Annotated in this window: 26 protein-coding genes; 17 read left to right on the top strand and 9 right to left on the bottom strand. The window is 68.0% G+C overall.

The genetic code is table 11. From position 1 onward, the window contains the following. Positions 1-137 precede the first annotated feature (137 nt). From ToN1_RS15645 to ToN1_RS15635, 3 genes are all read left to right on the top strand, one after another. Positions 138-623 (top strand): bacteriohemerythrin, encoded by a 486-nt coding sequence (locus ToN1_RS15645; RefSeq protein ID WP_169206927.1) that lies wholly within the window; start codon positions 138-140, stop codon positions 621-623. 141 nt (positions 624-764) lie between these two features. After that, on the top strand, positions 765-1,256 hold the full coding sequence (locus ToN1_RS15640) for an acyl-CoA thioesterase (RefSeq protein WP_169206926.1): 492 nt from the start codon (positions 765-767) through the stop codon (positions 1,254-1,256). Positions 1,257-1,302: 46 nt separating this feature from the next. After that, positions 1,303-2,454: a methyltransferase gene (locus tag ToN1_RS15635; protein ID WP_169206925.1), complete on the top strand. Its 1,152-nt coding sequence runs from the start codon at positions 1,303-1,305 to the stop codon at positions 2,452-2,454. 21 nt (positions 2,455-2,475) lie between these two features. Here ToN1_RS15635 and ToN1_RS15630 read toward each other — a convergent pair whose 3' ends face one another. The 3 genes from ToN1_RS15630 to gcvA form a co-directional block, all read right to left on the bottom strand. Next, positions 2,476-3,489 carry a nucleoid-associated protein gene (locus tag ToN1_RS15630; protein WP_169206924.1) on the bottom strand — a complete coding sequence of 338 codons (1,014 nt, stop codon included), beginning with the start codon at positions 3,487-3,489 and terminating at the stop codon, positions 2,476-2,478. Between the two features lie 67 nt (positions 3,490-3,556). Further along, positions 3,557-4,108 carry a hypothetical protein gene (locus tag ToN1_RS15625; protein ID WP_169206923.1) on the bottom strand — a complete coding sequence of 184 codons (552 nt, stop codon included), beginning with the start codon at positions 4,106-4,108 and terminating at the stop codon, positions 3,557-3,559. Between the two features lie 161 nt (positions 4,109-4,269). Further along, positions 4,270-5,172: a transcriptional regulator GcvA gene (gene gcvA, locus ToN1_RS15620; RefSeq protein WP_211162151.1), complete on the bottom strand. Its 903-nt coding sequence runs from the start codon at positions 5,170-5,172 to the stop codon at positions 4,270-4,272. A gap of 208 nt (positions 5,173-5,380) precedes the next feature. Here gcvA and ToN1_RS15615 point away from each other — a divergent pair, with 208 nt between their 5' ends. From ToN1_RS15615 to ToN1_RS15575, 9 genes are all read left to right on the top strand, one after another. Then, positions 5,381-6,217, top strand: a complete 837-nt coding sequence (locus tag ToN1_RS15615) for a transketolase (RefSeq protein ID WP_244860800.1) — start codon at positions 5,381-5,383, stop codon at positions 6,215-6,217. Beyond that, entirely contained in the window at positions 6,214-7,215 is a 1,002-nt protein-coding gene (locus ToN1_RS15610; protein WP_169206921.1) for a transketolase family protein, read from the top strand. Before ToN1_RS15615 ends, ToN1_RS15610 begins: the two co-directional genes overlap by 4 nt. 26 nt (positions 7,216-7,241) lie before the next feature. Then, the gene (locus ToN1_RS15605; RefSeq protein WP_169206920.1) at positions 7,242-8,006 is read left to right on the top strand and encodes an SDR family NAD(P)-dependent oxidoreductase; all 765 of its coding nucleotides are present in this window, start codon (positions 7,242-7,244) and stop codon (positions 8,004-8,006) included. Between the two features lie 86 nt (positions 8,007-8,092). After that, entirely contained in the window at positions 8,093-9,064 is a 972-nt protein-coding gene (locus ToN1_RS15600; protein ID WP_169206919.1) for a TRAP transporter substrate-binding protein, read from the top strand. After that, the gene (locus ToN1_RS15595; protein WP_211162150.1) at positions 9,061-9,627 is read left to right on the top strand and encodes a TRAP transporter small permease; all 567 of its coding nucleotides are present in this window, start codon (positions 9,061-9,063) and stop codon (positions 9,625-9,627) included. The genes ToN1_RS15600 and ToN1_RS15595 overlap by 4 nt, the downstream gene beginning before the upstream one ends. Beyond that, entirely contained in the window at positions 9,624-10,883 is a 1,260-nt protein-coding gene (locus ToN1_RS15590; RefSeq protein WP_169206918.1) for a TRAP transporter large permease, read from the top strand. Before ToN1_RS15595 ends, ToN1_RS15590 begins: the two co-directional genes overlap by 4 nt. 49 nt (positions 10,884-10,932) lie before the next feature. Next, a complete protein-coding gene (locus tag ToN1_RS15585) occupies positions 10,933-11,811 on the top strand; it encodes an NAD(P)-dependent oxidoreductase (protein ID WP_169206917.1) in 879 nt (292 codons plus the stop codon). Positions 11,812-11,861: 50 nt separating this feature from the next. Beyond that, a complete protein-coding gene (locus tag ToN1_RS15580; RefSeq protein WP_169206916.1) occupies positions 11,862-12,740 on the top strand; it encodes an AEC family transporter in 879 nt (292 codons plus the stop codon). 231 nt (positions 12,741-12,971) lie between these two features. Beyond that, positions 12,972-14,684 (top strand): PAS domain-containing hybrid sensor histidine kinase/response regulator, encoded by a 1,713-nt coding sequence (locus ToN1_RS15575; RefSeq protein ID WP_169206915.1) that lies wholly within the window; start codon positions 12,972-12,974, stop codon positions 14,682-14,684. A gap of 3 nt (positions 14,685-14,687) precedes the next feature. Here the strand turns inward: ToN1_RS15575 and ToN1_RS15570 are convergent, their stop codons facing one another. The 4 genes from ToN1_RS15570 to ftsY all read right to left on the bottom strand — a co-directional run bounded on the left by ToN1_RS15570 (position 14,688) and on the right by ftsY (position 18,754). After that, the gene (locus tag ToN1_RS15570; RefSeq protein ID WP_169206914.1) at positions 14,688-15,818 is read right to left on the bottom strand and encodes a radical SAM/SPASM domain-containing protein; all 1,131 of its coding nucleotides are present in this window, start codon (positions 15,816-15,818) and stop codon (positions 14,688-14,690) included. Between the two features lie 304 nt (positions 15,819-16,122). Then, a complete protein-coding gene (gene ftsX, locus ToN1_RS15565) occupies positions 16,123-17,025 on the bottom strand; it encodes a permease-like cell division protein FtsX (protein WP_169206913.1) in 903 nt (300 codons plus the stop codon). Beyond that, a complete protein-coding gene (locus tag ToN1_RS15560; RefSeq protein WP_169206912.1) occupies positions 17,022-17,684 on the bottom strand; it encodes a cell division ATP-binding protein FtsE in 663 nt (220 codons plus the stop codon). The genes ftsX and ToN1_RS15560 overlap by 4 nt, the downstream gene beginning before the upstream one ends. Further along, entirely contained in the window at positions 17,681-18,754 is a 1,074-nt protein-coding gene (gene ftsY, locus ToN1_RS15555; protein WP_169206911.1) for a signal recognition particle-docking protein FtsY, read from the bottom strand. Before ftsY ends, ToN1_RS15560 begins: the two co-directional genes overlap by 4 nt. 141 nt (positions 18,755-18,895) lie before the next feature. On the opposite strand from ftsY, the gene ToN1_RS15550 reads away from it, so the two are divergent. Genes ToN1_RS15550 through ToN1_RS15530 form a run of 5 tightly spaced genes read left to right on the top strand, consistent with a single transcriptional unit; the run spans position 18,896 to position 22,967 of the window. After that, a complete protein-coding gene (locus tag ToN1_RS15550) occupies positions 18,896-20,272 on the top strand; it encodes a M16 family metallopeptidase (protein WP_169206941.1) in 1,377 nt (458 codons plus the stop codon). Position 20,273: 1 nt separating this feature from the next. After that, positions 20,274-21,674: a M16 family metallopeptidase gene (locus ToN1_RS15545; RefSeq protein ID WP_169206910.1), complete on the top strand. Its 1,401-nt coding sequence runs from the start codon at positions 20,274-20,276 to the stop codon at positions 21,672-21,674. Beyond that, complete coding sequence (gene rsmD / locus ToN1_RS15540) at positions 21,671-22,210, top strand: 16S rRNA (guanine(966)-N(2))-methyltransferase RsmD (protein WP_169206909.1); 540 nt, start codon at positions 21,671-21,673, stop codon at positions 22,208-22,210. The genes ToN1_RS15545 and rsmD overlap by 4 nt, the downstream gene beginning before the upstream one ends. Then, positions 22,207-22,695: a pantetheine-phosphate adenylyltransferase gene (coaD, locus tag ToN1_RS15535; RefSeq protein ID WP_169206908.1), complete on the top strand. Its 489-nt coding sequence runs from the start codon at positions 22,207-22,209 to the stop codon at positions 22,693-22,695. The genes rsmD and coaD overlap by 4 nt, the downstream gene beginning before the upstream one ends. Before the next feature lie 17 nt (positions 22,696-22,712). Next, positions 22,713-22,967 carry a YfhL family 4Fe-4S dicluster ferredoxin gene (locus tag ToN1_RS15530; protein ID WP_018989172.1) on the top strand — a complete coding sequence of 85 codons (255 nt, stop codon included), beginning with the start codon at positions 22,713-22,715 and terminating at the stop codon, positions 22,965-22,967. A 105-nt stretch (positions 22,968-23,072) separates the two neighbouring features. On the opposite strand, the gene ToN1_RS15525 is transcribed toward ToN1_RS15530, so the two are convergent. Beyond that, positions 23,073-25,043 (bottom strand): dynamin family protein, encoded by a 1,971-nt coding sequence (locus ToN1_RS15525; protein WP_169206907.1) that lies wholly within the window; start codon positions 25,041-25,043, stop codon positions 23,073-23,075. 173 nt (positions 25,044-25,216) lie between these two features. Beyond that, the gene (gene mutM, locus ToN1_RS15520; protein ID WP_169206906.1) at positions 25,217-26,032 is read right to left on the bottom strand and encodes a bifunctional DNA-formamidopyrimidine glycosylase/DNA-(apurinic or apyrimidinic site) lyase; all 816 of its coding nucleotides are present in this window, start codon (positions 26,030-26,032) and stop codon (positions 25,217-25,219) included. Positions 26,033-26,157 lie beyond the last annotated feature (125 nt).

Below are 26,157 nucleotides of genomic sequence, written 5' to 3'. Positions count from 1 at the left end.
GCGCCATTCCGGGCGCCCGCTGCGGCATGACAGTCACCTTCCCCCGGCGCATAATCGAGTCATGCCAATCCGGTAGCGACGCTGCCCCGTCGCCACCGGACCCGCACAATAATTCCAACGTCGTACGGAGAGCACCAATGAGTCAAGTCCTGTTCGAGTGGTCCGACAGCTTCAACGTCGGCATCCAGGAAATCGACGAACAGCATCGCACGCTGGTCGAGCTGCTCAACCAGCTGCACGCCGCGATCCGCGATCACAAGGGCAGCCAGGCCTGTCGCACGATCCTCGACCAGCTGGCGGAATACACGCGCACCCATTTCCTGCTGGAAGAGAGCCTGATGCGCGTGTCGCACTATCCTGGTCTCGAACTGCACAAGCAGCAGCACGAAGACCTCATCGCCCAGGTAAACGCGCTGCAGGACAAGCTCGACAACGGCCAGGCGTCGATCAGCTTCGAGTTGCTGCACTTCCTGCAGGTGTGGCTGACGAAACACATCAACGAGAGCGACAAGCGCTTCGGCAACCACTTCGTCCGCAACACCGACCTGAAGGGCTATTCGGAGTGGTCCGAAGAGGTGAAGACGACGATGAAGAAAAAGAAGTGGTGGTGGAAGTTCTGGTAATCCTCGCGACGCGGGGCGCCGGGGACGCACGCGGGTTTGCGTCGCCCGGCGCGAGCGCTCAGAATCACCGCTGGCGCCAACGCGCCGACAGACCCTGAGCACAGGGCGCTCCCCCGAATCTCCCCCCCGACGAGAACACAGATGGATCTCCCCGCACACCAACTCACGATGACGGTGCTGATGACGCCGGACATGGCGAACTTTTCCGGCAAGGTGCACGGCGGCGCCGTGCTCAAGCTGCTCGACCAGGTCGCCTACGCCTGCGCGAGCCGTTACGCCGCGCGCTATGTCGTCACCCTGTCGGTGGACCAGGTGATGTTCCGCCAGCCGATCATGGTGGGCGAGCTCGTGACCTTCCTCGCAAGCGTCAATTACACCGGCAAGTCGTCGATGGAGGTGGGCATCAAGGTGGTCGCGGAGAACATCCGCACTCAGGAAGTGCGCCACGCCAACAGCTGCTTCTTCACCATGGTGGCGGTGGACGACGAGGGCAAGCCGGTGCCGGTGCCGGCGCTGCGCCCGTTCAGCCCGAAGGAGAAGCAGCGCTTCGAGGCGGCGGAGGCGCGCAAGGCGCTGCGCCTGGAGCTCGAGAAACGCTTCGCCGAGACCCACGGGTCGGCCGACAAGGCCTGATCCCGCCCCTGCGCCCCGCGGGTGGCGCACTTATCAAGGACAAGCGATGCAGGATCACCCGCAAATCGTCTGGCAGGATGAGTCCGGCGCGACACATACGGCCCGCTGGCGCTCGGAAAGCGGCAGCCCGCCGCCACGTCGTGTCGTGCTCGCCGACGACCAGACGCCCGCCGACCAGGCCTACCGGCTCGCGTGCGAGGGCACGGCGCTGTTGTACCGCGGCGACTTCCACAACGCGAAGCAGCTGCTGCAGGCGATGGCGCGGCGCATCGAGCGCAAGCCGCGCCGCCCCGGCAAGCCCGCCGCGGCAAAGAGCGCGACGGAGACCTTCCACCTGCACCGTCAGGCGCAGGCGCAGCGTGCGCGGGTGCTGGGCATGCTCCTGCTGCCCTTCGAGGCCGGCCACGGCCTGCCGCTGCGCCGCGCGCCGGACGTGCGACAGGCCTGTCTCGAAGCCTACGGCGCCGCCGACGAAGCCTATGTCGCGTCGCTGCGCGAGCTGCTGGGTCTGATCGGCGCGCACGAGTGGCGCAAGAAAGGGGTGTCGATCCCGGCGCTGGGCGCGGCGATCCATCCGCATTACGGCGTGTTTTCGCCGGTGCGCGGCGAATACGTCGATCTCGTCGCCCAAGCCCCCCTGCCCGGGGCCCTCACGGGTGACGCGGCGGCCTTCGACGTGGGGACCGGCACGGGCGTGATCGCAGCCGTGCTCGCACGCCGCGGCGTGGCACACATCGTCGCGACCGACCAGGATCCGCGCGCACTGGCCTGCGCGGGCGAGAACATCGCACGCCTCGGCTATGCGGGGCAGGTCGACGTCGTGCAGGCAGACATGTTCCCCGAGGGGCGCGCGGCGCTGGTCGTGTGCAACCCGCCGTGGGTGCCGGCGCGCCCGAGTTCACCCGTCGAATATGCCGTGTACGATCCCGACAGCCGCATGCTGCGCGCCTTTCTCAGCGGCCTCGCGGCGCATCTCGCGCCCGGCGGGGAAGGCTGGCTGATCCTGTCGGATCTTGCGGAACATCTGGGCCTGCGCTCGCGCGAGGCGCTGCTGGCGATGATCGACGCGGGCGGCCTGCAGGTGCTCGGAAGGCTCGACGCCCGTCCCCGGCATGGCAAGGCGAGCGACGCTGACGATGCGCTGCATGCGGCGCGGGCCGCGGAAGTCACGTCGCTGTGGCGCCTCGCGGCACGCTGAGCCGCCGCGAGCGCGGTCGCCTCATTCCTCCTGCAGCATCTTCTTGAGGTACTCGGGCAGGCCCGACAGCACCAGCGTGTCGCTCGCGCGGTCGTAGTGCACGGCGCCCGAATGCAGGCTCGCGCGGTCGAATTCCAGCTTCCACTGCTCGCCGGCGGCGCGGAAGCGCACCAGCGGACGGATCGCACGGCGGTCGGGGACGAAGCCGCTGGCGAGCGGCGCCTCGCCGGACGAGAGGACCGCGTCGAGGCGCTCCGGCTGATCGGGCCACACCTTGCGCGCGATCTCGTCGAGCGCGAGCGGCGAGCCGGCCTCGCCCAGCTCGTCGAGGTAGCCGTGCGCGCGTTCCAGCATTGCGTCGCGCGCGGGTGCCTCCAGGCGCTGCGTCTCGGCGAAATCCGACAGGCGCTGCACAAGCTTCTTGGTTTCCTTCAGCGCGATCACTACGTCGCCGCAGCCGAGGAAGCGCTTGAACCAGGGCGCGACGTCGCCACGCCCCTTGAGGAAGCTCACGTAGCGCTCGTCGCCGCGCTGCCAGCCGCTGAGGTCGATGCGCCCGGCCGCGGGCAGCGCGGCAAAGTCGAGATGCAGGCAGTCGACGATGTCGAGCGCGCCGGTAACGGCGCTGCCGACCGCCTCGCCGACCACCGCAATCCACAGGCAGTCGGTCGCGCCTTCGAGGATGCGTGCGATGACGACGTAGCCACTGACCTCCGCGCCCTCCTCGTCCGCGCACAGGCGCAGCGCGTCCATCATGCGCTGCGACAGCGCGGCGAAGTCGAGGCTCTTGTCGACGACGTGCTCGCGCACGAGGCGCGGCAGCGGCGAGTCCGCCTCGCCCTCATCCTCGGCGAAGCGGCCGTAACCCTTGCTGCTGCGGTCCGCGTAGTGGCCGCACAGGCGCTCGACCAGGCGCACCGCGGCATCGTCGACGCGGCAGGCGCCTTCGCGCAGCTCCGCGCTCGCGGGGCTCTCGCCGGAACGGTGGAGCTTGTGGACGACGAGGTGGGTGATGGTGTGCTGGATCGGGCTCATGGCGGCATCTCGTGCAGACGGGGGCGCGATTCTCGCACGCTCCGGTCCGCCGGGCACCGCCTTCGCGTCACGGATGCCAGGCGTTGAAGCGCGCCTCGGCCTGCTCGAACAGCGCCTTCACCTTCTCCACCTCCCACGGGCCTTCGGCGAGCGTTTCGTGGTCCCACAGGCTGCGCGGCAGCGGCGGGGCGAAGAAGTCGCCGCCGTAGACGTGGATCGCACAGGTCATCTTGCCGATCGGGTTGAGCACGGAATGGATCGCGTCGCGTTCGAGTGCGGTGACGTCGCCCACACCCAGCGAAGTCGCGCCAATCGCCTCGATGCTCTCCGCCGTCCGTCGCCAGAAGACGTTGTCCTCGCGCCCGGCGTAGATCCCGACCACCGAGTACATCTGGTGATTGTGCGGCAGCAGGCTCATGCACGGAGCCCACACGAAGTTGATGATCGTGAGCTCCGGCGAGCGGTACAAGGCGTTGATGCCCGCGTGGGTCGGCTCGCCGAGCTGCGCGATGATCGCCGCGCCGTCCGAGACCGCCTCGGCCACCAGCTCGCGCACGGCTGCCGGACCTTCCGGCACCGCGTGCGTACAGTCCTGGATGAATTGCTCCTTGTCGAACATGATCGCCACTCCCGCCCCGATCCACGCTCCCGCAACGACGCGCGGCCCGCGCGCACGCAGGCCGCTCCGCCCCGTAAATCCGTTCCGTCCCTTGCCCCGGGGAACATCCCCCGCTTCATTAATAGGACACGCCGGCGGGTCGAACCAGCCTCGCGTGCAATTCACACGCCTGTCTTGTCGAGTTCGCCGAAGAGCCAGTCCTGAAAATTGCGGATCTTGGGCAGCTCGGCGCGCGATTTCAGCAGGTTGAATGTGTAGCTCTGCACCTTGGGCCCCTCCAGGCCGAACGGTGCGACCAGGCGCCCGGTCTCCAGCTCGCGCTGCACGAGAAGCAGGCTTTCGAGGCACACGCCGAGGCCGTCCACCGCGGCACTGATCGCCATGAAGGAGCGGTCGAAGCGCAGGCCGCGGGAGATGTCCAGCTTGACCTTGCGGTGCTGGCGCATCCAGTCACGCCAGCTCACGAGGCAGACCTCGCTGTGGATCAGGGTGTGGTCCCTCAGGTTCTCGGGCGTGCGTAGGGGGTTCGGGCCGTTCGCGAGCGCGGGCGTACATAGCGGCACGATGGTCTCGGGCGGGAAGAGCAGCACCATGGTGCCGGCCGGCTGTAGCCGCCTCATGCCCCAGCGGATGTCGATATCGACGCCTTGCGTCAGCAGATCGGGCGGCGGGGGGTAGGACGAGTTCAGGCGTACATCGATGTCGGGATGGGCTGCACTGAAACGCGCCAGGCGCGGCATCAGCCACTGCGTCGCGAAGCTGGGCGTCGAATGCACGGTGAGGATGTCGCTTTTCTCGGTGCGCCCGAGCTCGCGGGTGGCCAGGTCGATGCGCGAAAACGCTGCGGAGACCTCCTCCGCGTAGCGGCGCCCGGCGTCCGTCAGCACCACCGCCCGGTGCACGCGATGGAAGAGACGGACCCCGAATTGCTCCTCCAACAGCTTGATCTGGTGACTCACCGCGGAGGGGGTCACGAACAGTTCTTCTGCTGCGAGCGCAAAAGAAGACAGCCGTGCAGCGGCTTCAAAGGCTTGCACGGCCTTAAGGGGGACGCGATTGTGCATTGCAACACTCACATGAATCCAATTCACCTATCGCTCATGATTATTCGTTTGAGCGCGATTTGGCAAGGGAATACGATTTCTCCACTCGCCGGACGGACCGCGGACGGCCCGAGCGAAGGCGGAGAGCCCCCTCTCCCGACGGAGAAAGAACCTTCCCGTCGTCCCACGGACGGCGGGACCAACAAAGGAGATTTGCGTGGATATCAGCGTGACAGCCAATCGCGCCCGGGTCGCCGAGCACGCCTACCGCATCCGCCGCAACGCGCTGCGGATGGGCGAGGTGCAAGGCCAGGGCTACATCGCCCAGGCGCTCGACATTGCCGACGTGCTGGCGGTGGCCTACTTCAATGCGATGCGCTTCCGGCCGGAGGATCCGGACTGGGAAGGGCGCGACCGCTTCCTACTGTCGAACGGCCACTACGCGATCGCGCTGTACGCGGCGCTGATCGAGGCCGGCATCGTGCCCGAGGAGGAACTCGAGACCTACGGCAGCGACGACAGCCGCCTGCCGATGTCGGGCATGGCGAGCTACACGCCGGGCATGGAGATGTCGGGCGGTTCCCTCGGCCAGGGCCTGACGATCGCGGTCGGTCGCGCACTGGGCCTGAAGCGCAAGGGCTCGGATGCCTTCGTGTATACGCTGTTCTCGGACGGCGAACTCGACGAGGGCGCGATCTGGGAAGGCCTGATGTCGGCCGCGCACCACAAGCTCGACAACATGATCGCGATCGTCGACGTCAATAACCAGCAGGCCGACGGCCCGTCCTCTCAGGTGATGGCCTTCGAGCCGCTTACCGAGAAGATGCAGGCGTTCGGCTGGTTCACGCAGCGCATCGACGGCAACGACCTCGACGCCGTGATCGCCGCCTTCGACGCCGCGCGCAACCACCCCCTGGCCCAGCCGCGCATGATCATCGCCGACACCCTGATGGGCTGCGGCGTGCCCTTCCTGGAAGCGCGGGAAAAGAACCACTTCATCCGCGTCGATGCGCACGAATGGCAACTGGCCCTGGAAGCGCTGGAAGCCGGGAGGAACCAAGCATGAGCACTGCAACCGCACAGAAGCCGAAGCTGAAGACCTCGGCGATGATCGCGTCGATCGCCGGCGAGGGCCAGCGCACCGTCGCCGCGCCCTTCGGCCACGCGCTGGTGAAGCTCGCCGCCGAGCGTCCCGAAGTGGTCGGCATGACGGCCGACCTCGCGAAATACACCGACCTGCACATCTTCGCGCAGGCCTACCCGGAGCGCTTCTACCAGATGGGCATGGCCGAACAGCTGCTGATGGGCGCCGCCGCCGGTTTCGCGCATGAAGGCGCGATGCCCTTCGTGACCACCTACGCGGTGTTCGCGACGCGCCGTGCGTACGACTTCATGCACCAGACGATCGCCGAGGACGACCTCGACGTGAAGATCGCCTGCGCGCTGCCGGGCCTCACGACCGGCTACGGCCCGAGCCATCAGGCGGCCGAGGACCTCGCGCTAATGCGGGCGATGCCGGGCATGACGATCATCGACCCGTGCGACGCGCTCGACATCGAGCAGATGGTGCCGGCGGTCGCCGAGCACAAGGGCCCGGTGTACATGCGTCTCTTGCGCGGCCAGGTGCCGCTCGTGCTGGATGAGTACGACTACAAGTTCGAACTCGGCAAGGCCAAACTCGTGCGCGACGGGCGCGACGTGCTCGTGATCTCGTCCGGGATTATGACGATGCGGGCGCTGGAAGTCGCGAAGGCGCTGGAAGCGGACCGCGTCGACGTGGCCGTGCTGCACGTGCCGACGATCAAGCCCCTCGACACCTCGACGATCCTGCGCGAAGCGGGCCGTTCGGGCCGCCTCGTCGTCGTCGCCGAGAACCACACGACGATCGGCGGCCTGGGCGAAGCGATCGCGACCGCCTTGCTGACCGCAGGCGTCACGCCGCCGTTCCGCCAGATCGCGCTGCCCGATGCCTTCCTCGACGCCGGCGCGCTGCCGACGCTGCACGACCGCTACGGCATCTCGACGAACGTGATGGCTTCGACCATCAAGAACTGGCTCGGCTGAGCCGGCCCCGACCCCAAGGAACAATGATGAGCAATTCGCTTCTCCTCGAAGGCAAGGTCGCGATGATCTCCGGCGCGGCCTCCCCGCGCGGCATCGGCCTCGCCACCGCACGGATGTTTGCCAGGCACGGCGCCAAGGTCGTCGTCCTCGATCTGGACGAGAAAGCCGCCGCCGAAGCCGCCGCATCGATCGGACCCGGGCACCGCGGCTACGCCTGCAACGTCGCCGACCGCGACGCCTGCCAGAAGGCCGCCGATCGCGCGGTTGCCGACTTCGGCCGCATCGACATCCTGATCAACAACGCGGGCATCACGCAGCCGGTGAAGACGCTCGAGATCGACCCGGCAAGCTGGGATCGCATCCTCGACGTCAACCTGCGCGGCGTGCTGTACTTGTCGCAGGCGGTGATCCCGCAGATGAAGAAGCAAGGCGGCGGCTCGGTGGCGTGCATGTCGTCGGTTTCCGCACAGCGCGGCGGCGGCATCCTCGGCGGACCGCACTATTCCGCGGCCAAGGCGGGCGTGCTCGGTCTCGCGAAGGCAATGGCGCGCGAATTCGGTCCGGACAACATCCGCTTCAACTGCGTGACCCCCGGCCTGATCGACACCGACATCACCAGCGGCAAGCTCGACGACGCGAAGAAGGCCGAGATCGCGGCGACGATTCCCCTCAACCGCCTGGGCAAGGCCGACGAGATCGCCGGTGCCTACCTGTTCCTCGCGTCCGAGCTGTCCGGCTACATCACCGGCGCGGTGATCGACGTCAATGGCGGCATGCTGATCCACGGCTGACGCTACCCGCACACCTTATCGAACTACCCCTGTCGAACGGGGCCGCATCGGCCCCGTCAAGGGACACCCGAAGGAAGGAGACATCCATGAAAAAGACCTTGATCGCGATCGCAGCCGGCCTCGCACTAGCCACGACTCCCGTCTGGGCGCAACAAGTGCTTCGCCTGTCGCACAACGCCGCCCCCGGCAACCCGAAGGCCGAGGCGTCCAAGAAATTCGCCGAGCTCGTCGCGCAGAAGACCGGCGGACGCGTCAAGGTCGAAGTCGGCGGCAGCGCCCAGTTCGGCGACGACACGGAGTCGCTGACCAACATGCGCCTGGGCACCCTCGCCTTCAGCGCGAATTCGCAGGGCGCGACCTCGGGCGTCGTCCCGGAGTTCTCGGTCATCGGCCTGCCCTTCCTGTTCCGCGACCTCAATCACGCCTACCGCGTCGTCGACGGCCCGGTCGGCGCGAAGCTTGACGAGTTTGCCCGAAAGAAGGGACTCGTCGTGCTCGCCCTGTGGGACAACGGCATCCGCCACACCAGCAACAACAAGCGGCCGATCGTGAAACCGGAGGACCTTGCCGGCATCAAGCTGCGCACGCCGCCGGACCCGATCACCCTCGACATCTTCAAGTCGCTGGGCGCGAACCCCGGCCCGCTCGCCTTCTCCGAGCTCTACATCGCGCTCCAGCAAGGCGTGTTCGACGGCCAGGAGAACCCGCTGATGAACATCTACTCGTCCAAGCTGCACGAGGTTCAGAAGTACATCTCGCTCACCGGCCACAAGTACGAGACCACGCCGTTGCTGGCGAGCAAGATGGTGTGGGACGGCCTCTCGAAGGCGGACCAGCAAGCCGTCAAGGAGGCCGCGGTCGAAGCCGGCGCGCTGAACCGCCAGATGTCGCTCGCGGCCGACGCCGATCTGCGCAAGAAGCTCGCCGACGCCGGCGTGAAGATCAACGAGGTCGATCAGGCGGCCTTTGCCGCGAAGACCAAGCCGGTCTATGACAAGTGGTCGCAACAGTACCCCGACCTCGTCAAGCTGATCGTTGCCGAGGCGGGCAAGCAATGACTGCCGCTCACTCCTCTCCCCACGTTGTGGAGCCCGCCGGCTTCGCAGCTCCGGTGGTGAAGTGGGTGGACAGCGCGATCGTGGCGGCCAGCGTCGCCATCGCCGTCGGCTCGCTCGTCGCGATGTTCGTCTCGCTGATGGCCGAGGTGATCGTCCGCTACTTGACCAACCAGGGCATGGGCTGGCCGACCGAGATGCCCAACATCCTGTTCCCGTGGCTGGTCATGAGCGGCATCGTGCTCGCGGCGCAGCGCGGCCAGCACATCGCGGTCACCGCGCTCAACACCCTGCTGGGCCGCAAGGGTAACCGCGTGCTGCTGCTCGGGCAGCAGGTCCTGGTCGCCGCCACTTTCTTCTATCTCGCCTGGGTCGGTCTCGACGTCATCGAGATCACTGGCACCGAAGAGTTTCCGGTCACCGGCATCTCGGCGCGCTGGGCCTATCTGGCGCTGATCGCGGGCTTCGTCGGCCTGGGGATCACCGCCATGACGACCTTCGTGCATCTGCTGATGGCGAGCGACCCGCTCTCCGTGCGCGCCCACAACATCGAGGAGGACGTATGACCCTCATGATGATCCTGGTGTTCGGGGCCCTGCTTGCCCTGGCCCTCCCCGTCGGCTACGCGCTGGTGATCAGCTCCGGCCTCGCGGCAATCACCGTCGGCGAAATGCCGAGCGTCGCCACGGTCGTGAAGATCTTCCAGCCCACTCAGAGTTTCCCGCTGCTGGCGATCCCGTTCTTCATGCTGTCCGGCAACCTGATGATGGGCGGTACGCTCGGCAAGCGGCTGATCCACTTCGCCACCTCGCTCGTCGGCCGCTTCCACGGCGGTCTCGGGCAGGTCACGGTGGTCGGCTCGACGGTGTTCGGCGGCGTGTCCGGCTCCGCGGTCGCCGAAGCCTCCGCGCTCGGCTCGATGCTGATCCCGTGGCAGAAGCGCGAAGGCTATCCCGGCGCGTTCGCCGCCGCGGCCACGGCCTCGTCGTCGGTGATCGCCGGCCTGATCCCGCCGTCGATCCCGCTGATCCTGTTCGCCGCGGTGTCCAACGAGTCGATCGCCTCGCTGTTCCTCGCCGGCATCCTGCCGGGCCTGCTGCTGTGCAGCGGCTTCATGCTGACCTGCTATCTCTCGGGACGGCTGCGCGGCTTCAAGCGCCTGACCGAGAAGATCACGCTGCGCGACATCCTGCGCACCACGGTCGCGGCGGCCCCGGCGCTCGCGATGCCGGCCTTCATCGTCGTGCTGCTGCGCGCGGGTATCGCGACCCCGACCGAGGTCAGTGTGATCGCGGTCTCGTATGGCCTGCTCGTCAGCGCACTCGTGTATCGCGACCTGACCCTGCGCAGGCTCTACGACGCACTCGTGCATACCGCGCTGACGACCGGCGTCGTGATGCTGGTGATCGCGGCGTCGAACCTCGTCGGCTACGTGCTCACCGTCGAGGCCGTGCCGACCGCGGTGGCCGAATGGACCGTGAGTGTGCTCCAGTCGCCGGTCATGATCATCCTGATGCTGAACCTGATCATGCTGGTGGTCGGCATGTTCCTCGACCTGCCCGCTGCGATCCTGCTGCTCGGCCCGACCTTCGTCGCGATCGGCAACGCGATCGGCCTCGATCTCGTCCAGCTCGGCATCATGATGGCGGTCAATCTGAGCATCGGCCTCTTCACGCCGCCCGTGGGCACGACGCTATTCATCTCGGCCGCGATCTCGCGCGAGCCCGTCGGCAAGATCGTCCGCGAGCTGTGGCCCTTCTACCTGGTGGCGGTGACGGTGCTGGTGCTCGTCTCCTACTTCCCCGCCTTCACCCTCTACTGACCCCCTCGGGACCCCGCCACGCGCGGGGTCCCTTGCCTGAAGGACAACCATGACGACGATCGCATTCGCCGGCCTCGGCGCGATGGGCCTGCCCATGGCGCGCAATCTCCTCGCCCGCGGCCACCGCGTCCGCGGCATCGACATCAATCCCGGGGCGCTCGACGCGCTGGCCGCAGCCGGCGGCGAGCGCACCCCCGGCGCCGCCGCTGCGGCCGAAGGCGCCGACGTGCTGATCCTGATGGTCATCAACGCCGCCCAGGCCGAGCAGGTGCTCTTTGCCGACGGTGCGCTGCAGGCCCTGCCTGAGGGCGGCATCGTGTGCCTGATGGCGACCTGCCCGCCGGGGGCCGTCGCGCGCATCGCCGAGCGGGTGGACGCCGCAGGGCGGCGCTTCGTCGACGCCCCCGTGTCGGGCGGCACCGCCGGGGCCATCGCGGCTTCGCTCACCATCATGGCCGCCTGCGAGCGCGAGAGCTTCAAGACGATGCAGCCCGTCTTCCAGGCGATCGGCCAGCGCATCTTCCACGTGGGCGAGCGCCCCGGCCAGGGCGCGACGGTCAAGACGGTGAACCAGCTGCTGTGCGGCGTGCATATCGCGGTCGTCGCCGAAGCCTTCTCGCTCGCGGCGAAGGCCGGCGTGGACCTGGACGTGCTGCTGGAGATCATGGGCGGCTCCGCCGCCTCGAGCTGGATGCTCAAGGACCGCGGGCCGCGCATGCTGCAGGCCGAGCCGGAAGTCAGCAGCGCCGTCGACATCTTCGTCAAGGATCTGGGCATCGTCCTGGAGGCCGGACGCGAGGCCAAGGCCGCGTTGCCCATCGCGGCGGTCGCACACCAGATGTTCCTCGCCACATCCGGACGCGGCGAAGGCCGGGCCGACGACAGCCAGGTCATCCGCAGCTACCACCGCCTGAACGGCCTGACCTGACACCCATCGCTTCCGCCTTCGGCGCGCACCAGGCGAAGCGGGAAACGCCCATGCTCATCCAGATCGTCAGCATCGTCTTCCCGATCTTCGCGGTCATCGTGATCGGCTACCTCTACGGCCGCCATCACCGGCCCGACATGATCGCGACCAACCAGGTCAACATGGACGTGTTCGTGCCCGCGCTGGTGTTCCTGGCACTGGCCGGACGGTCCTTCGAGTTCGCCGAGGTGAAGATGATCGCCCTCGGCGGCGCCGTGATCGTGCTCGGCTCGGGCCTGCTCGGCTGGCCGATCGCGCGCCTGCTGGGCTATTCGCCCAAGACGCTGCTGCCGCCGATGATGTTCACGAACGCCGGCAACATGGGGCTGCCGCTGCTGTTGCTGGCCTTCGGCGAGCGCGCGCTGCCGGCGGCCGTGATCCTCTTCCTGATCGAGAATATCCTGCACTTCACGATCGCGACCTCGTGGCTGGGTCACAACGTGAAGCTGTGGAAGCTCTTCCGCGAGCCCGTCTTCGTCGCGGGCATGGCGGGCATCCTGGTGAGCATGTCGGGCTTCACGCTGTGGCCGCCCCTGCTCTCGGGCGTCAAGGTGATCGCCGACGTCTCGACGGGCCTCATGCTCTTTTCGCTCGGCGTACGCCTGAACACCGCGCCCTTCGCCGAGTGGCGCATCGGTCTCGTCGGAGCGGTGGCCACGCCCCTCGCCGGCATGCTGCTCGCATGGCTGTTCTGCCTGGGCCTGGGTTTGTCCTCGGCGGAAACGGACGTACTCCTGCTGTTCGGCGCCCTGCCTCCGGCCGTCCTCAATTTCATGTTCGCCGAGCGCTACGGCCAGGAACCGCAGAAGGTCGCGTCGATCGTGATCATGGGCAACCTCGCCGCCCTCGCATTCATCCCGGCCGCGCTGGCGATCCGGCTTTCTGCCTGATCGCGGGCGCAAGCCGAGAACGCGCACAATATCGCACGACAGCTCACATTTGCGTCCCGTCCGCCGAGCACCTGGACTACGATGTTCGGAGTAGGCGCCCCCAGGCCGCCGCGGGAACCGATCACCGCCGCGGCCGATCAACAACAGGCGCGCCATAAGAACAGGGCGGCGGCTCCGGCTCTCGGGCACGGATCGCCCGCACGTCCCGCCACACGGCCCGGAGGGGAGACGATGGAAGGACCCGGCACGTCGCCTGCAGAGGAGATCGCACGCCTGGAAGCCGAGCTCGCGCGCAGCCGCGCGACGGCGGAGCGTGCCCGCCAGCTCATCGAAACCGCCCCCGATGCGATCGTCGTCGTGGATGCCACCGGCCGCATCGTCGTTGTCAATTCCCAGACCGAGCGGCTCTTCGGCTACGCGCGCGACGAACTCGTCGGCCAGTCGATCGAGATGCTGGTTCCGCAGCAATTGCGCGGCAACCACGTCGGCAAGCGCAATGCCTATATCGACACCCCCTCCGTGCGTCCGATGGGCACCGGGCTGGACCTCGCCGGCCAGCGCAAGGACGGCTCGCAGGTTCCGATCGAGATCAGCCTCAGCCCCCTCGGCAACGGCGACAACCAGCTCGTCTCCGCGGCGATCCGCGACATCAGCGAGCGCCGTGCCGCCCAGGAGGCGCTGCGCCGGGCGCGCGACGAACTCGAACTGCGCGTGCTCGAACGCACCGCCGAACTGGAACAGGCCAATCGCGCCCTGCAATCGGAAATGGAGGAGCGTGCCACGGCCGAGCACGCGCTGCATCAGGCACAGAAGATGGAAGCCGTCGGCCAGCTCACCGGCGGCATCGCACACGACTTCAACAACCTGCTGACGGTCGTGATGGGCAACCTGCAGCTTCTCGCCCGCCGCGTGCAGGACGACCCGGCGGCGGCCGACCTCATCAAGGGCGCGATGGAGGCCGCGTGGCGCGGCGCCGAGCTCAACCGGCGCCTGCTCGCATTCTCGCGCAAGCAGCGCCTGGCGCCGGTGCCGCTGGACCTCAACGATCTCGTCGCCGGCATGACCAGCCTGCTGCAACGCAGTCTCGGCGAGCACATCAACATCAGGTTCCACGCCGCCACGGACCTGCCGGCCGCACTCGCGGACGTCACCCAGCTCGAATCGTCGCTGCTGAACCTCGCGGTCAATTCACGCGACGCGATGCCCGAGGGCGGCTCGCTGACGATCGAGACGGGCGCCATGAGTCTCGACGAACACTACGCGGCGCTCGAAGGCGACGTCAAACCCGGCGCCTACGTGATGCTGGCCGTCTCGGACACCGGTTGCGGCATGCCGCCGGAAGTCGTCCAGCGCGCCTTCGACCCCTTCTTCACGACCAAGGAGACCGGCAAGGGCAGCGGCCTCGGCCTCGCGATGGTGTACGGCTTCGTGAAACAGTCCGGCGGCCACGTGAAGATCTACAGCGAACCGGGCACCGGCACCACCGTGAAGCTCTTCCTCCCGGTCATCGCTCGCCCGGCGGGCGCGCTGCCCGCCGACGCGCCCGCGCCGCGTCCCGACGCATCGGGCAGCGAGACCATCCTCGTCGTGGAGGACGAGGACAAGGTGCGCGAACTCGTGTGCCGCGTGCTGGGGAGCCTCGGCTACCGCATCCTGCAGGCGTCCGAGGGGCGGACGGCCCTCGCCCTCCTCGCCGCGGAACCCGGCATCGACCTGCTGTTCACCGACGTCGTCCTGCCCGGCGGCATGAACGGCCCGGAGATCGCCCGCCGCGCGCGGCAACTGCGTCCGGAGCTGAGGCTGCTGTACACCTCGGGCTACACCGGCAACGCCCTGCTGGAGCTGGAGGCCATCCCCGGCGAGTTCCGCATGATCAGCAAGCCCTACGTCATCGAGGACCTCGCGCAGATGGTGCGCGAAGTCCTCGACACCAGGCCCGCCTAGCCCTCAGGGCATCACTTCGACATACTCGTAGATCTCGCAGTCGGAGATCTCGCGCCGCACCGGGATCGACGCCTCTGCGTACCACGCGTGCGGATCGCGCCGATCGATCTCGGCGCCCATGAACTTCACCAGCTCGCAGATCGGCTCGACGACCCGCTCGCGGTAGGGCGCATCATCGAGCACGTAGCCGACGTACAGGTTCTTCATGCAGTTGCGGCGGCAGAAGGGCAGCGCCTCGCAGCCCTCGCACGGCATCTCGGGCGCGGGCTGCAGCGGGCTGGGCTTCAGCCAGTTCGCGTTCAGGTCGCCGCTTTGCAGCTCGGGCAGGTGCGTGAGGTCCGGGCACGGGAAGATGCGCCCGTCGGGCAGGATGTTCAGGATGTGCGTCGAGGAGCGGCACTGCGTGTGCCCGCTGCAGGTTTCGCGCGCGCGCGACGGCAGCACCTTGTTCCTCACCGTACCCATCAGCGGGATGAACGGATACAGACCGTCGACGGCGAAGAACTTGTCGATCAGCTGCACGAGCGCCTCCTTCTTGCGGCGCATGTGCTCGGGTCGATAGAAGCCGTGCGCCTGCGCGAACTGCCAATACACGTAGTCGAAGGTCGGCAGCAGGCTGTCGAGCTCCTCGAAGCTGATCTCCTCATGCCCCCAGGTCACGCGCGCGGTGAGCTTGCCACCGAGCTTGGTCCGGATCTTCTCGATGTTGGACGTGACCTTGCGATACACCCCGCGGCCCCGGTAATGGTCGGTCGCGTGCTCCGCACCATCCACCGACACCAGCACGTTGGAGAGCTTCGCCAGCACCGCGTCGGGCAGGCGGTGCAGCAGCGTGCCGTTGGTCTGCAACTGGTAGCGCCAGGTCGGGTGCCGCTCCATCAGCCCGACGATGAAGGGGATGTTCAAGGTCGGCTCGCCGCCGTAGAAAGTGACGTAGATCTCCTTGTCCGCCAGGTGCGTGGCGACGAAGGCGTCCAGCGTGTCGAGCGAATACTCGGCCTTGCCCTGCGAGCCGACGACGTCGCCGACCGCGATGGAGCAGTACGAGCACTTGAGGTTGCACGTCAGCGTCGTGAAGATGTTCAGTTCGACACGATTGCCGACGATGGGCGAACGCAGTTCCGGCGCATTCATGGGCGAGTCCGATGAAAGATTTACCCCCAACAGTGGGGCCGGGGATTATAGCGGGGACCGCAGCCCTGAGGGGCGCTGGGATGGCGCGAAGCGTGCCGGGATCTGGCTCCCGGCGGGCTGTCCGTGAGCGCCGTGCCGTGGCGGGGTACGGGGGATGAAGGCGACGCATGTCTGAGCCCGCAACGCGGGCGAGTTTGCGTCGCCGCCCCCGCAGCCCGTCGCGGCGCGGGAAGCCGAAGGCCGCGAGCGCCTGCCCGCCGGGAGCCAGACCCCGGCACGCGGCCTCCGCACACCGGCCAGTAGTTCAGCGCAAACGTTCAGCCAGGTGCCGGCGCACCGAGATCGCGCTGCCGAACCAGCCGAGGAAGGCCGCAAAGCCGAGGATCGCCGCGCTCTCGCGCCACCCCGGTCCGGTCAGCGCAAACATCGCGCCGTAGGTTTCCGCCAGGCTCGCGACCGGCCCGCCGAGCGCCTGCACGGTCGCCCACACCGTCGCCAGCGCCACGCAACCGCCGAGCAGCCCCTGCAGGCTGCCGAACCAGTAGAACGGACGGCGGATGAAGGGATCGGTGGCCCCCAGCAGCCGGCTCACGTCGATCTCGTGGCGCTGCGTGAGGATCTGCAGGCGGATCGTGTTGAAGGTCACGATCACCAGCGCAAAGCCCAGCAGGCCCGCGAGCAGCAACACGGCCGAACGGCCCAGCCCCAGCAGCGCATGCAGGCGCTTGACCCATGCCGAATCGAGCTGCACGTGGGCAACGCCCGGCCAGGCAGCGAAGCGCGCGTGCAGGCTGTCGTAGAGCGCGGGATCCTCGCCGCGCGGCGTCACGATGAACGCATCCGGCAGCGGATTGGCCGTGAGACCGCCGAGCACGTCGCCCAGCCCGCTCTTCTCGAGCTGACGCAACGCCTCGTCCTTCGTGACGTGCCGATACCCCGCGAGCTGCATTTCCCCGCGCAACCGCTTCTCGGCCGCCGCGATGTCCTCGGCCGACGCATCCTGCTTCATGAACACGCTGATCTCCGGCGTGCCGGACACCCCGCGCGCCAGCGAGGCGACGTTGTCGATCAGCAGATAGCCCGCCGCCGGCAGCGACAGCGCGATGCCCACCACCAGGGCCGACAGCAGCGTGCCCAGCGGCTGCGACGCCAGGCGCCTGAGCGCCTGCATGAAGGCGCGGCCGTGCAGATAGAACCAGTTGCTCACTGCACGCCCTCCTGCAGCAAACCTTTGTGCAGCACCAGCCGGCGCGGCCCGTGCTGCGCGAACAGGCGCTCGTCGTGCGTCGACACCAGCACGGTGACCCCCGCGGCATTGAAGGACTTGAACAGGCTCGCGATCTCGTTCGCGTAGGCCGTGTCGAGATGCGCGGTCGGCTCGTCGGCGATCAGGATGGAGGGACGATTCACAATCGCGCGTGCGATCGCCACGCGCTGCTGCTCGCCGCCCGACAGCCCGGCCGGCAGCTCGCGCCCGCGCCCGGACAGCCCGACGCGCTCCAGCGCCGCCGCCACGCGCTTGGCCGCATCGCGCGGCGGATGCCCGGTGATCACCAGCGGAAGCATCACGTTGTCATACACGCTACGGTCGTACAGCAGGCGGTGCTCCTGCAGCACCAGGCCGAGATTGCGGCGCAGATAGGGAACCGCGCGCGGGCGCAGCGCCGAGACGTCCTGCCCGTTGATGCTCACGCTGCCCGCGGTCGGCCGCTCGATCGCGGCGATCAGCTTCAGCAGCGTGCTCTTGCCCGCCCCCGAGTGGCCCGACAGCACCGCCAGCTCGCCGTGGCGGATCTCGAAACTGACCCCGGCGAGCGCCGTATAGCCGCCGGGGTACTGCTTCACCACTTCGTTGAAGACGATCATGCCGTGCCGCCGGCTCCTGCGACGGGCTCGAACAGCGCATCGACGAACTCGCGCACCCGGAACGGCTGCAGGTCATCGATGCCCTCGCCGACGCCGATGAAGCGCAGCGGGCGCGGATACTGGCGCGCGATCGCCGCAAGCACGCCGCCCTTCGCGGTGCCGTCGAGCTTGGTGACGACCAGCCCGGTGACGCCGATCGCGGCATCGAAAGCCTTTACCTGCGCCAGCGCGTTCTGGCCGATGTTCGCGTCGAGCACCAGCAGCACCTCGTGCGGCCCGGACGGCTCGGCCTTCGCGATCACGCGGCGCACCTTGGCGATCTCCTCCATCAGGTGGAGCTGCGTCGGCAGCCGCCCCGCGGTATCCGCCAGAACGATGTCGATGCCGCGCGCCTTCGCCGCGTTGATCGCATCGAAGATCACGGCCGCCGCATCGCCGCCCTCCTGCGCGATCACCGTCACGTTGTTGCGCTCGCCCCAGGTCATGAGCTGCTCGCGCGCGGCCGCGCGGAAGGTGTCGCCCGCCGCGAGCAGCACACTCTTGCCCTGCGACTGGAAGTACTTCGCCAGCTTGCCGATCGAGGTCGTCTTGCCGGAGCCATTCACGCCCGCGATCATGATGATGTAGGGCGAATGCCCCGCCACCTGCAGCGGCTGCTCGAGCGGCTGCAGCAGCGCCAGCAGCTCCTCGGCGAGCGCCTTCTGCAACTGGTCGGCAGTCTCGAGCTTGTCGCGCTTCCAGCGCTTGCGCAACTCGTCCAGCAGATGCTGCGTCGCCTCGACGCCGCAATCGGCCATCAGCAGCGTCGTCTCGAGCTCTTCGAGCAGATCCTCGTCGATCTTGCGCAGCCCGAACAGGCTCGCAAGACCGCCGCCGATCTGCTGGCGCGTGCGGGACAGGCCCGCCTTCAGCCGCTCCGTCCAGGAACGCTTGACCACCGGCTCGGGCGCGGACTCGAGCACCGGCGCCGGGATCGACGCAGGCGCAGCCGGCGTGGCGGACGGCGCGACCTCAGCCTGCGGCTGCGCGGCCGGTTCGGGCTTGGGGGACTTCTTCAGGAAACCAAACATGCTCACTCGGGTCTGTTGTGAGGTTTTAACGACGGCGGACGCCAAGCCGCCAATAACGCTAAGATGCGGCTTCGCGTCGAATCGGATGCCCGAACCACGGGCGACGTGAACCACAAATTCTACCAGATGCAGGACATGTCCATGTTTCGCCAGACCTTTCCACGCGCCGCATTCGTGGCCGCCGCATTCGCCGTGGCGGCCGGCCCCCTGCAAGCCAATCCGTATGAGACCACGCTTGCGAACGGCATGAAAATCATCGTCAAGGAAGACCGCCGCGCCCCGTCCGTCGTCCATATGGTGTGGTACGGCGTCGGCGCGATGGACGAACCCGCCGGCGTCTCCGGCATCGCCCACCTGCTCGAACACATGATGTTCAAGGGCACCGACAAGGTCGGCCCGGGCGAATTCAACAAGCGCGTCGCCGCGATCGGCGGCCGCGACAACGCCTTCACCTCGCACGACTACACGGCCTACTTCCAGCAGATCCCGTCCTCGCGGCTGGCCGACGTGATGCAGCTCGAAGCCGACCGCATGAGCAACCTGAAGATCACCGACGCCAACTTCAAGCCCGAGCTCGAGGTCGTCAAGGAAGAGCGCCGCCTGCGCACCGACGACCAGCCGCGCTCGCTCGTCAACGAGCAGCTGATGGCGACCGCCTTCCAGGCCAACCCCTACGGTCGCCCGATCATCGGCTGGATGACGGACCTCGACACGATGACCTCGGAAGACGCGCGCAGGTGGCACGGGACCTGGTACACGCCGAACAATGCGCGCCTGGTGGTGGTCGGCGACGTCGATCACAAGTCCGTGTTCGACATGGCGCGCAAGCACTACGGCGCGATCAAGGCTCGCCCCCTGCCGCCGCGGCGCATCACCGCCGAACCCGAACAGCTCGGACCGCGCGAGACCGTCGTCAAGGCGCCGGCCGAACTCCCCTATCTCGCGCTCGCATGGCGCGCGCCGACGCTGCGCGACCCCGAAAGCGACCGCGACGTGCACGCGCTGAAGGTACTCGCCGCCATCCTCGACGGCTATGACGGCGCCCGCCTGCCGCGTCGCCTGGTGCGCGAGAGCCAGGTCGCCGTGTCCGCCGGCGCCGGCTACGACGGCACCGGGCGCGGCCCGCAGCTCTTCGTCGTCGACGGCTCGCCCGCCGCCGGCAAGACCGTCGCCGACGTCGAGGCCGCGCTGCGCGCCGAAATCGAACGCATCCAGAAAGAGGGCGTCGCCGAGGACGAGCTGCGCCGCGTCAAGACGCAGACCGTCGCCGGCCAGGTCTACAAGCGCGATTCGCTGATGGGCCAGGCGATGGAAATCGGCTTCCTCGAAGCCACCGGCCTGTCGTGGCGCGACGACGACAAGCTCCTCGAGGGCATCCGCAAGGTCACCGCCGAGGACGTCCAGGCCGTCGCCCGCAAGTACTTCACCGACAACACCCTCACCCGCGCCCGCCTCGACCCGCTGCCGCTGCCCGCCGACGCGAAGCCGCACGCAGCCGTCCCGGGAGCGAGGCACTGACATGCAGACGAAGCCCATGACCGCGCTCTTCCGTCCGAATTTCCGTCCGTTCCGCACCCTGCTCGCCCTCGCCGCCCTGCTCGGCCCACTCGCGAGCCCGAACGCCGCCGCCGGCCCCGACATCAAGCACTGGAACGCCGCAACCGGCGCGCGCGTGTATTTCGTCGAGAGCCACGCGCTGCCCCTCATCGACATCCAGATCTCCTTCCCCGCCGGCAGCGCCTATGAACCCGAAGGCACCACCGGCATCGCCGGCCTCACCCGCGGCCTGCTCGACGCCGGCACCGAGGGGCTGAACGAGCAGGAGATCGCCGAGCGCATCGCCGACACCGGCGCGCGCATCGGCGGCGGCGCCGACACCGACATGGCGACGTTGTCGGTGCGCACGCTGTCGAGCGCAGCCGAACGCGACGCCGCGATCGCGCTGGCCGCCCGCCTGCTCGCGAAGCCGAGCTTCCCCGCCGACATCCTCGAGCGCGAACGCGCGCGCGCAATCGCCGGCCTCAAGGAATCGCTCACCCAGCCCGACACCCTCGCGTCGCGCCGCTTCATGGCGATGATCTACGGCAGCCACCCCTACGGCCGCTCCGTCACCGTGGAATCGCTGCAGGCCATCACGCGCGACCAGCTGCAGGCATTCCACCGCACCCACTACACCGCCGGCAGCGCTGCCGTGACCATCGTCGGCGACGTCAACCGCGACGAAGCCGATGCGATCGCGCGCCAGCTCACCGAAGGGCTGCCCGCCGGAACAGCCCCCGCCCCAATCCCCGCACCGCAGCTGCCGGCGCGCGGCCTCGAGCACATCGCCCACCCCTCGGCGCAGGCCCACATCCTGATGGGCCTGCCCGGCATGAGCCGCGACGATCCCGACTACTTCCCGCTGCTCGTCGGCAACTACGTGCTCGGCGGCGGCGGCTTCGTGTCGCGCCTCACCAAGGAAGTGCGCGAGAAGCGCGGCTTCGCCTACAGCGTGTCGAGCTACTTCATGCCGCTGCGCGTCGCCGGCCCCTTCGAGATCGGCCTGCAGACGCGCGGCAGCCAGGCGGAGGAGGCACTGAAGGTCACCACCGGCGTCCTCGACGACTTCATCGCCAAGGGGCCGACGCAGGCCGAGCTCAAGGCCGCGCGCGACAACATGGTCAATGGCTTCGGCCTGCGCCTCGATTCCAACCGCAAGATCCTCGACTACGTCGGCATGATCGCCTTTTACCAGCTGCCGCTCGACTGGCTCGAGACCTATCCGAAGAAGGTCGCGGCGGTCACCGTGGAATCGGTGCGCGACGCCTTCGCCCGCCGCGTCAAGGCTGAGCACCTCGTCACGGTGGTGGCGGGCGGCGACGGCGACAACGGCGCGGGTGGCGCAGCGCCGGCAGGCAAGAAGGCAGGCCACGGCAAGTGAGCCGGGTTCGCATCGTCGGCGGCGAATGGCGCTCGCGCCTGCTCGAAGTCGCGAACGTCCCCGGCCTGCGCCCGACACCCGACCGCGTGCGCGAGACGCTGTTCAACTGGCTCGGTCAGGATCTCGAGGGCATGAGCTGCCTCGACCTCTTCGGCGGCTCGGGCATCCTCGGCTTCGAGGCGGCCTCGCGCGGGGCCGAGCGCGTGGTGATCGTGGAGTCGGACGCGCGCGCCTTCGGGGCGCTGCGTCAGGCCGCAACGGCCCTGCAAGCGTCGCAAGTGGAGCTCATTCGCGGCGATGCGCTAAAATTCGCGCAGACCACCTCCGAAAGGTTCGACGTGGTGTTCCTCGACCCGCCCTACAACCAGGGCTGGCTCGAGCGGCTGGAGCCCTGGCTCGGCCGGGTGCTGAAGCCGGACGGCTGGATTTACGCCGAATCTGAAACAGCAGTTACTGAACTGGCAGGATTGAGCACGGTCAAGGCAGGCCGTGCCGGCCAGGTGCATTTTCATCTTCTGCATGGGAGGCAGGAATGAAGGAAGGGGTGGCGATCTATCCGGGGACCTTCGACCCCTTCACGCGCGGGCACGAGGATCTCGTGCGGCGCGCGTCGCTGCTGTTCAACAGAGTGGTCGTCGCCGTCGCCGAAAGCCGCGGCAAGGGGCCGATCTTCACGCTGGAAGAACGCGTGCAGATCGCCCGCGACGTTGTGGCCCCGTTCGGCAACGTGGACGTCATCGGCTTCGACGGCCTGCTCATGGATTTCCTGCGTGCCCAGAACGCGCGCCTGATCCTGCGCGGCCTGCGGGCCGTGTCCGACTTCGAGTACGAATTCCAGATGGCCGGAATGAACCGGAAGCTCTTTCCCGACGTCGAAACGGTATTCTTGACGCCGGCGGAGGAATACATGTTCATCTCGGCCACGATGGTGCGCGAAATCGCCCGTCTGGGTGGCGATGTCAGCAAGTTCGTGCAGCCTGCCGTGTATCAGCGGTTGCTGCAGAAAGTTTCAGTGAAGTGAATACGAGGAATTGAAAGATGGCTCTGATGATTACGGACGAATGCATCAACTGCGATGTGTGCGAGCCGGAATGTCCCAATGGCGCGATCTCGCAGGGTGACGAGATCTACGAGATCGATCCGAACAAGTGCACCGAGTGCGTCGGCCACTTCGACGAGCCGCAGTGCCAGCAGGTCTGCCCCGTCGACTGTATCCCGCTCAATCCGGATGTGGTCGAGACCAAGGAGCAGCTGATGGAGAAGTTCGTCCGTCTGACCGCTGCGAAGGCCTGAACACCCCCGGCCGGCGCCGGAGGATTCACGAAGAAGCGGACCCGCGGGTCCGCTTTTTCGTTCACGCGCCACCCGGCGACATGCGCGCCGGGCTCCCCGGAGCACTCAGGCGGCGCGCCCCTGTACGGAGCCGGCATCAGCCCCGGCCGACGCCGACACCCCCAGCGCCGCGCGGATGCTGCCGGCGATCTCATTCAGCTCCGTCAGCTGTCCGAGCATCGCCGCTTCGGCCTGCTCCAGTTCCGCCACGCGCTCCTCCAGCGTATCGGTCGCCTGATGGATGCGCTTGACGCTCTCGAGGCGGCGCTTCAACTGCAGCTGATACTCGCGCACCTGCGTCTCCAGTGGCGACATCACCGCGCGCAGCCACTGCTCGACGTCGCGGTTCGCGACCTCGAACGTCCGCCGTGCCTCGACCGCGACGGTCTCGAAGAACTTCTGCGTCAACGTGTGCTTCTCGGTCGTCACCAGCGCCAGTGCGGAGTTGATCTGGCGATTGAAGGCGGACTCCAGCCGGTCGAGTTCGCGCTCGTAGCGCAGGGTCGAGAAGGCCTCGGGCGCGGCGAGCTTGAGCCCGTGCTCGACACTGAAACGCTTGTACATGCTGTCGAGCATGCGCGTGATCTCGGCGATCTCGTCCGCCGAGCGCGCCAGGTTGCCGCGCAGCGAAAAGAAGAAATTTTCCATCGCCTGGCGCAAGCCCTTCGTGAAGGTCGATTCCAGCATCGCCTCGCGCGTGCGCCGCGTCTCGTCGCGCAGGGCGTCCATGCCCAGATGTCCCAGCAGGTTGTTCGTCAGCGTCGAGAACACGCTGCGCACCGCGTAATACTTCTGCAGCCCCTGCTCGAACTCGGTCTTCTCGCTGCGGATCTTGCGCATCATGTATTCGATCACGCTCTGGTTCTTGCCGCGCAGGTCGGTCAGCTCCTGCAGCTGCTCGCGCAGGCCGGAAAGCCGCGCGCCGAGCAGCGTATCGGTCTGCTTCACCAGGTCGTCGACCTCCGCGAGCGTGCTGTCCCGCACGATCACCTGCTTGGTCGGCAGCAGGTCCTCGGCCAGCGCCCGCTCCAGCTCGCCCAGGCGGCTGCGCTCGACGAGCGCGGCATCGCCGGAAATCCGCCCCACCAGCCCCTTCTGCGCCGACACCGGGAACACCGTCGCCTCGGGGACCTCCAGCGTCTGCGCAACCGAGCTCACCTGGCGCGCGATCTCCGCGCCGATCTGCGCTTCATCGCGCAGCCCGTCCCACAGGCCGTCGATCTTGTTCAGCACCACGAGGCGGCCCTTGCGCCGGTTCTGACCGCCCTGCACGTATTCGCGCCACACCGCCATGTCGCTCTGCGTGACGCCGGTGTCGGCCGCCAGCACGAAAAGCACCGCGTGGGCATTGGGCAGCAGCGACAGCGTCAGCTCCGGCTCCGCGCCGATCGCATTGAGGCCCGGCGTGTCGAGCACGACCAGCCCCTGCTCGAGCAGGGGATGCGGGAACTGGATCACCGCATGGCGCCAGCTCGGGATCTCGACCATGCCGTCGGCACCCGGCTTGAGCCCGGTTTCGCCCTTCTCGTCGATATCGAAACCCAGGCGCGACGCGAGCTCGGTCGCCACCCGCTCGGTTTCGCCAACGCGCGCGAAGGCCTGCTGCAGATCGGCGAGCGACCCCGCATCGAGCCGCAGCACCATCCACTCTTCCGGGAACTGCTTGAGCTCACTCACGCTCGCGTGCGTCGCGCGCGTGCGGATCGGCAGCATGCGGATCTCGGCCCGCGCACCCGGCGTCCACTGCAGCTCGGTCGGGCACATCGTCGTGCGTCCGGCGCTCGACGGCAGGACGCGATCGCCGTGAGCGGAAAAGAAGATCGCGTTGATGAGCTCGGACTTTCCGCGCGAGAACTCGGCCACGAAGGCCACCGTCAGCTTGTCGTCGCGCAGGCGCTCGAGCACGTACTGCAGCCGCAGGTCGCCCTGCACGTCGCCGAGCTCATTGCGCGACAACCACTGGCGCAGGCGCCCCACGGCGCCGGCGGCATCGGCACGCCACTGGCTGTAGGCGGAAAACTGATCGACGAGGGTCATTGAGGTCTCGCTAGCGCAGTCCCGCGGAGCGGGCGCGCGCAGGTTTCAGATCCTGTGAGCATAGCGCCGAATCGGGCGCCATCCAATGCGTGGAAACGCGGGCTCGACCGGCGGCATGCAGGCACCGACGAACGACACCCGCGGCCCGCGGCGCATCGCCGCCGTCATTCCTCTCACATGCGCTGGCAGCGCGGGCAATAGAAGGTCGAGCGCTGACCGACGACCACCCGCTGCACGCTCGTCCCGCACACGCGACACGGCAAGCCCTCGCGGCCGTACACGAAATACTCCTGCTGGAAGTAGCCCTTCTTCCCGTCGCCACCGACGAAGTCCCGCAGCGTGCTGCCGCCCGCGGCGATCGCCGCCAGGAGCGTCTCGCGCACGGCGTCGACGAGGCGCCCGACACGGCGCGGCCCGACGCTGCCGGCCGGCGCCAGCGGATGGATGCCCGCGCGAAACAGGCTCTCCGACGCATAGATGTTGCCGACGCCGACGAGCCGGTGGCCGTCCATCAACGCCTGCTTGATCGGCGCCCGCACCCCCTTGAATGCACGGTGCAGCCAGGGGCCGGAGAACTCGTCCCCGAGCGGCTCGACGCCGAGGCGCGCGAGCAGCGGATGCGCGAGCGCATCGCCCGGCTGCCACACGACCAGGCCGAAGCGCCGCGGATCGCGCAGGCGCAGCGCCCGGTCGCCGAAAACCAGATCGACGTGATCATGCGCGCCCGGCGGCTGGTCGGCCTCGACCACCCGCAGGCTGCCCGACATGCCCAGATGCACGATCACGCTGCCCGCGGGGAAATCGAGCAGCAGGTACTTCGCCCGCCGCCGCACGCCCTGCAGCGGCGCGCCGGCGACGCGCTCGCCCAGGTCAGGCGGCACGGGCACGCGCAGGCGGCCGTTGCGCACGCGCACGCCGGTCATGATCCGGCCATCGATCGCCGGGCGTATGCCGCGGCAGGTCGTTTCGACTTCAGGCAATTCAGGCATTCACGAAACTCGAAATCACTGGAGACAAACTGCCGAAAACGGCCCGTGCCGCCGCCGCGCTTGCCCGCCAACGAAGAAACTGCATAACATCGGGCGAACGCATCTGCATTCGGGCCTTCTAACGG

This window comes from Aromatoleum petrolei (genome assembly GCF_017894385.1).
In the GTDB taxonomy this organism is placed as follows: domain Bacteria; phylum Pseudomonadota; class Gammaproteobacteria; order Burkholderiales; family Rhodocyclaceae; genus Aromatoleum; species Aromatoleum petrolei.
Note: the sequence above shows the minus strand (reverse complement) of the source record. Positions and strands in the feature narration are given on the sequence as shown.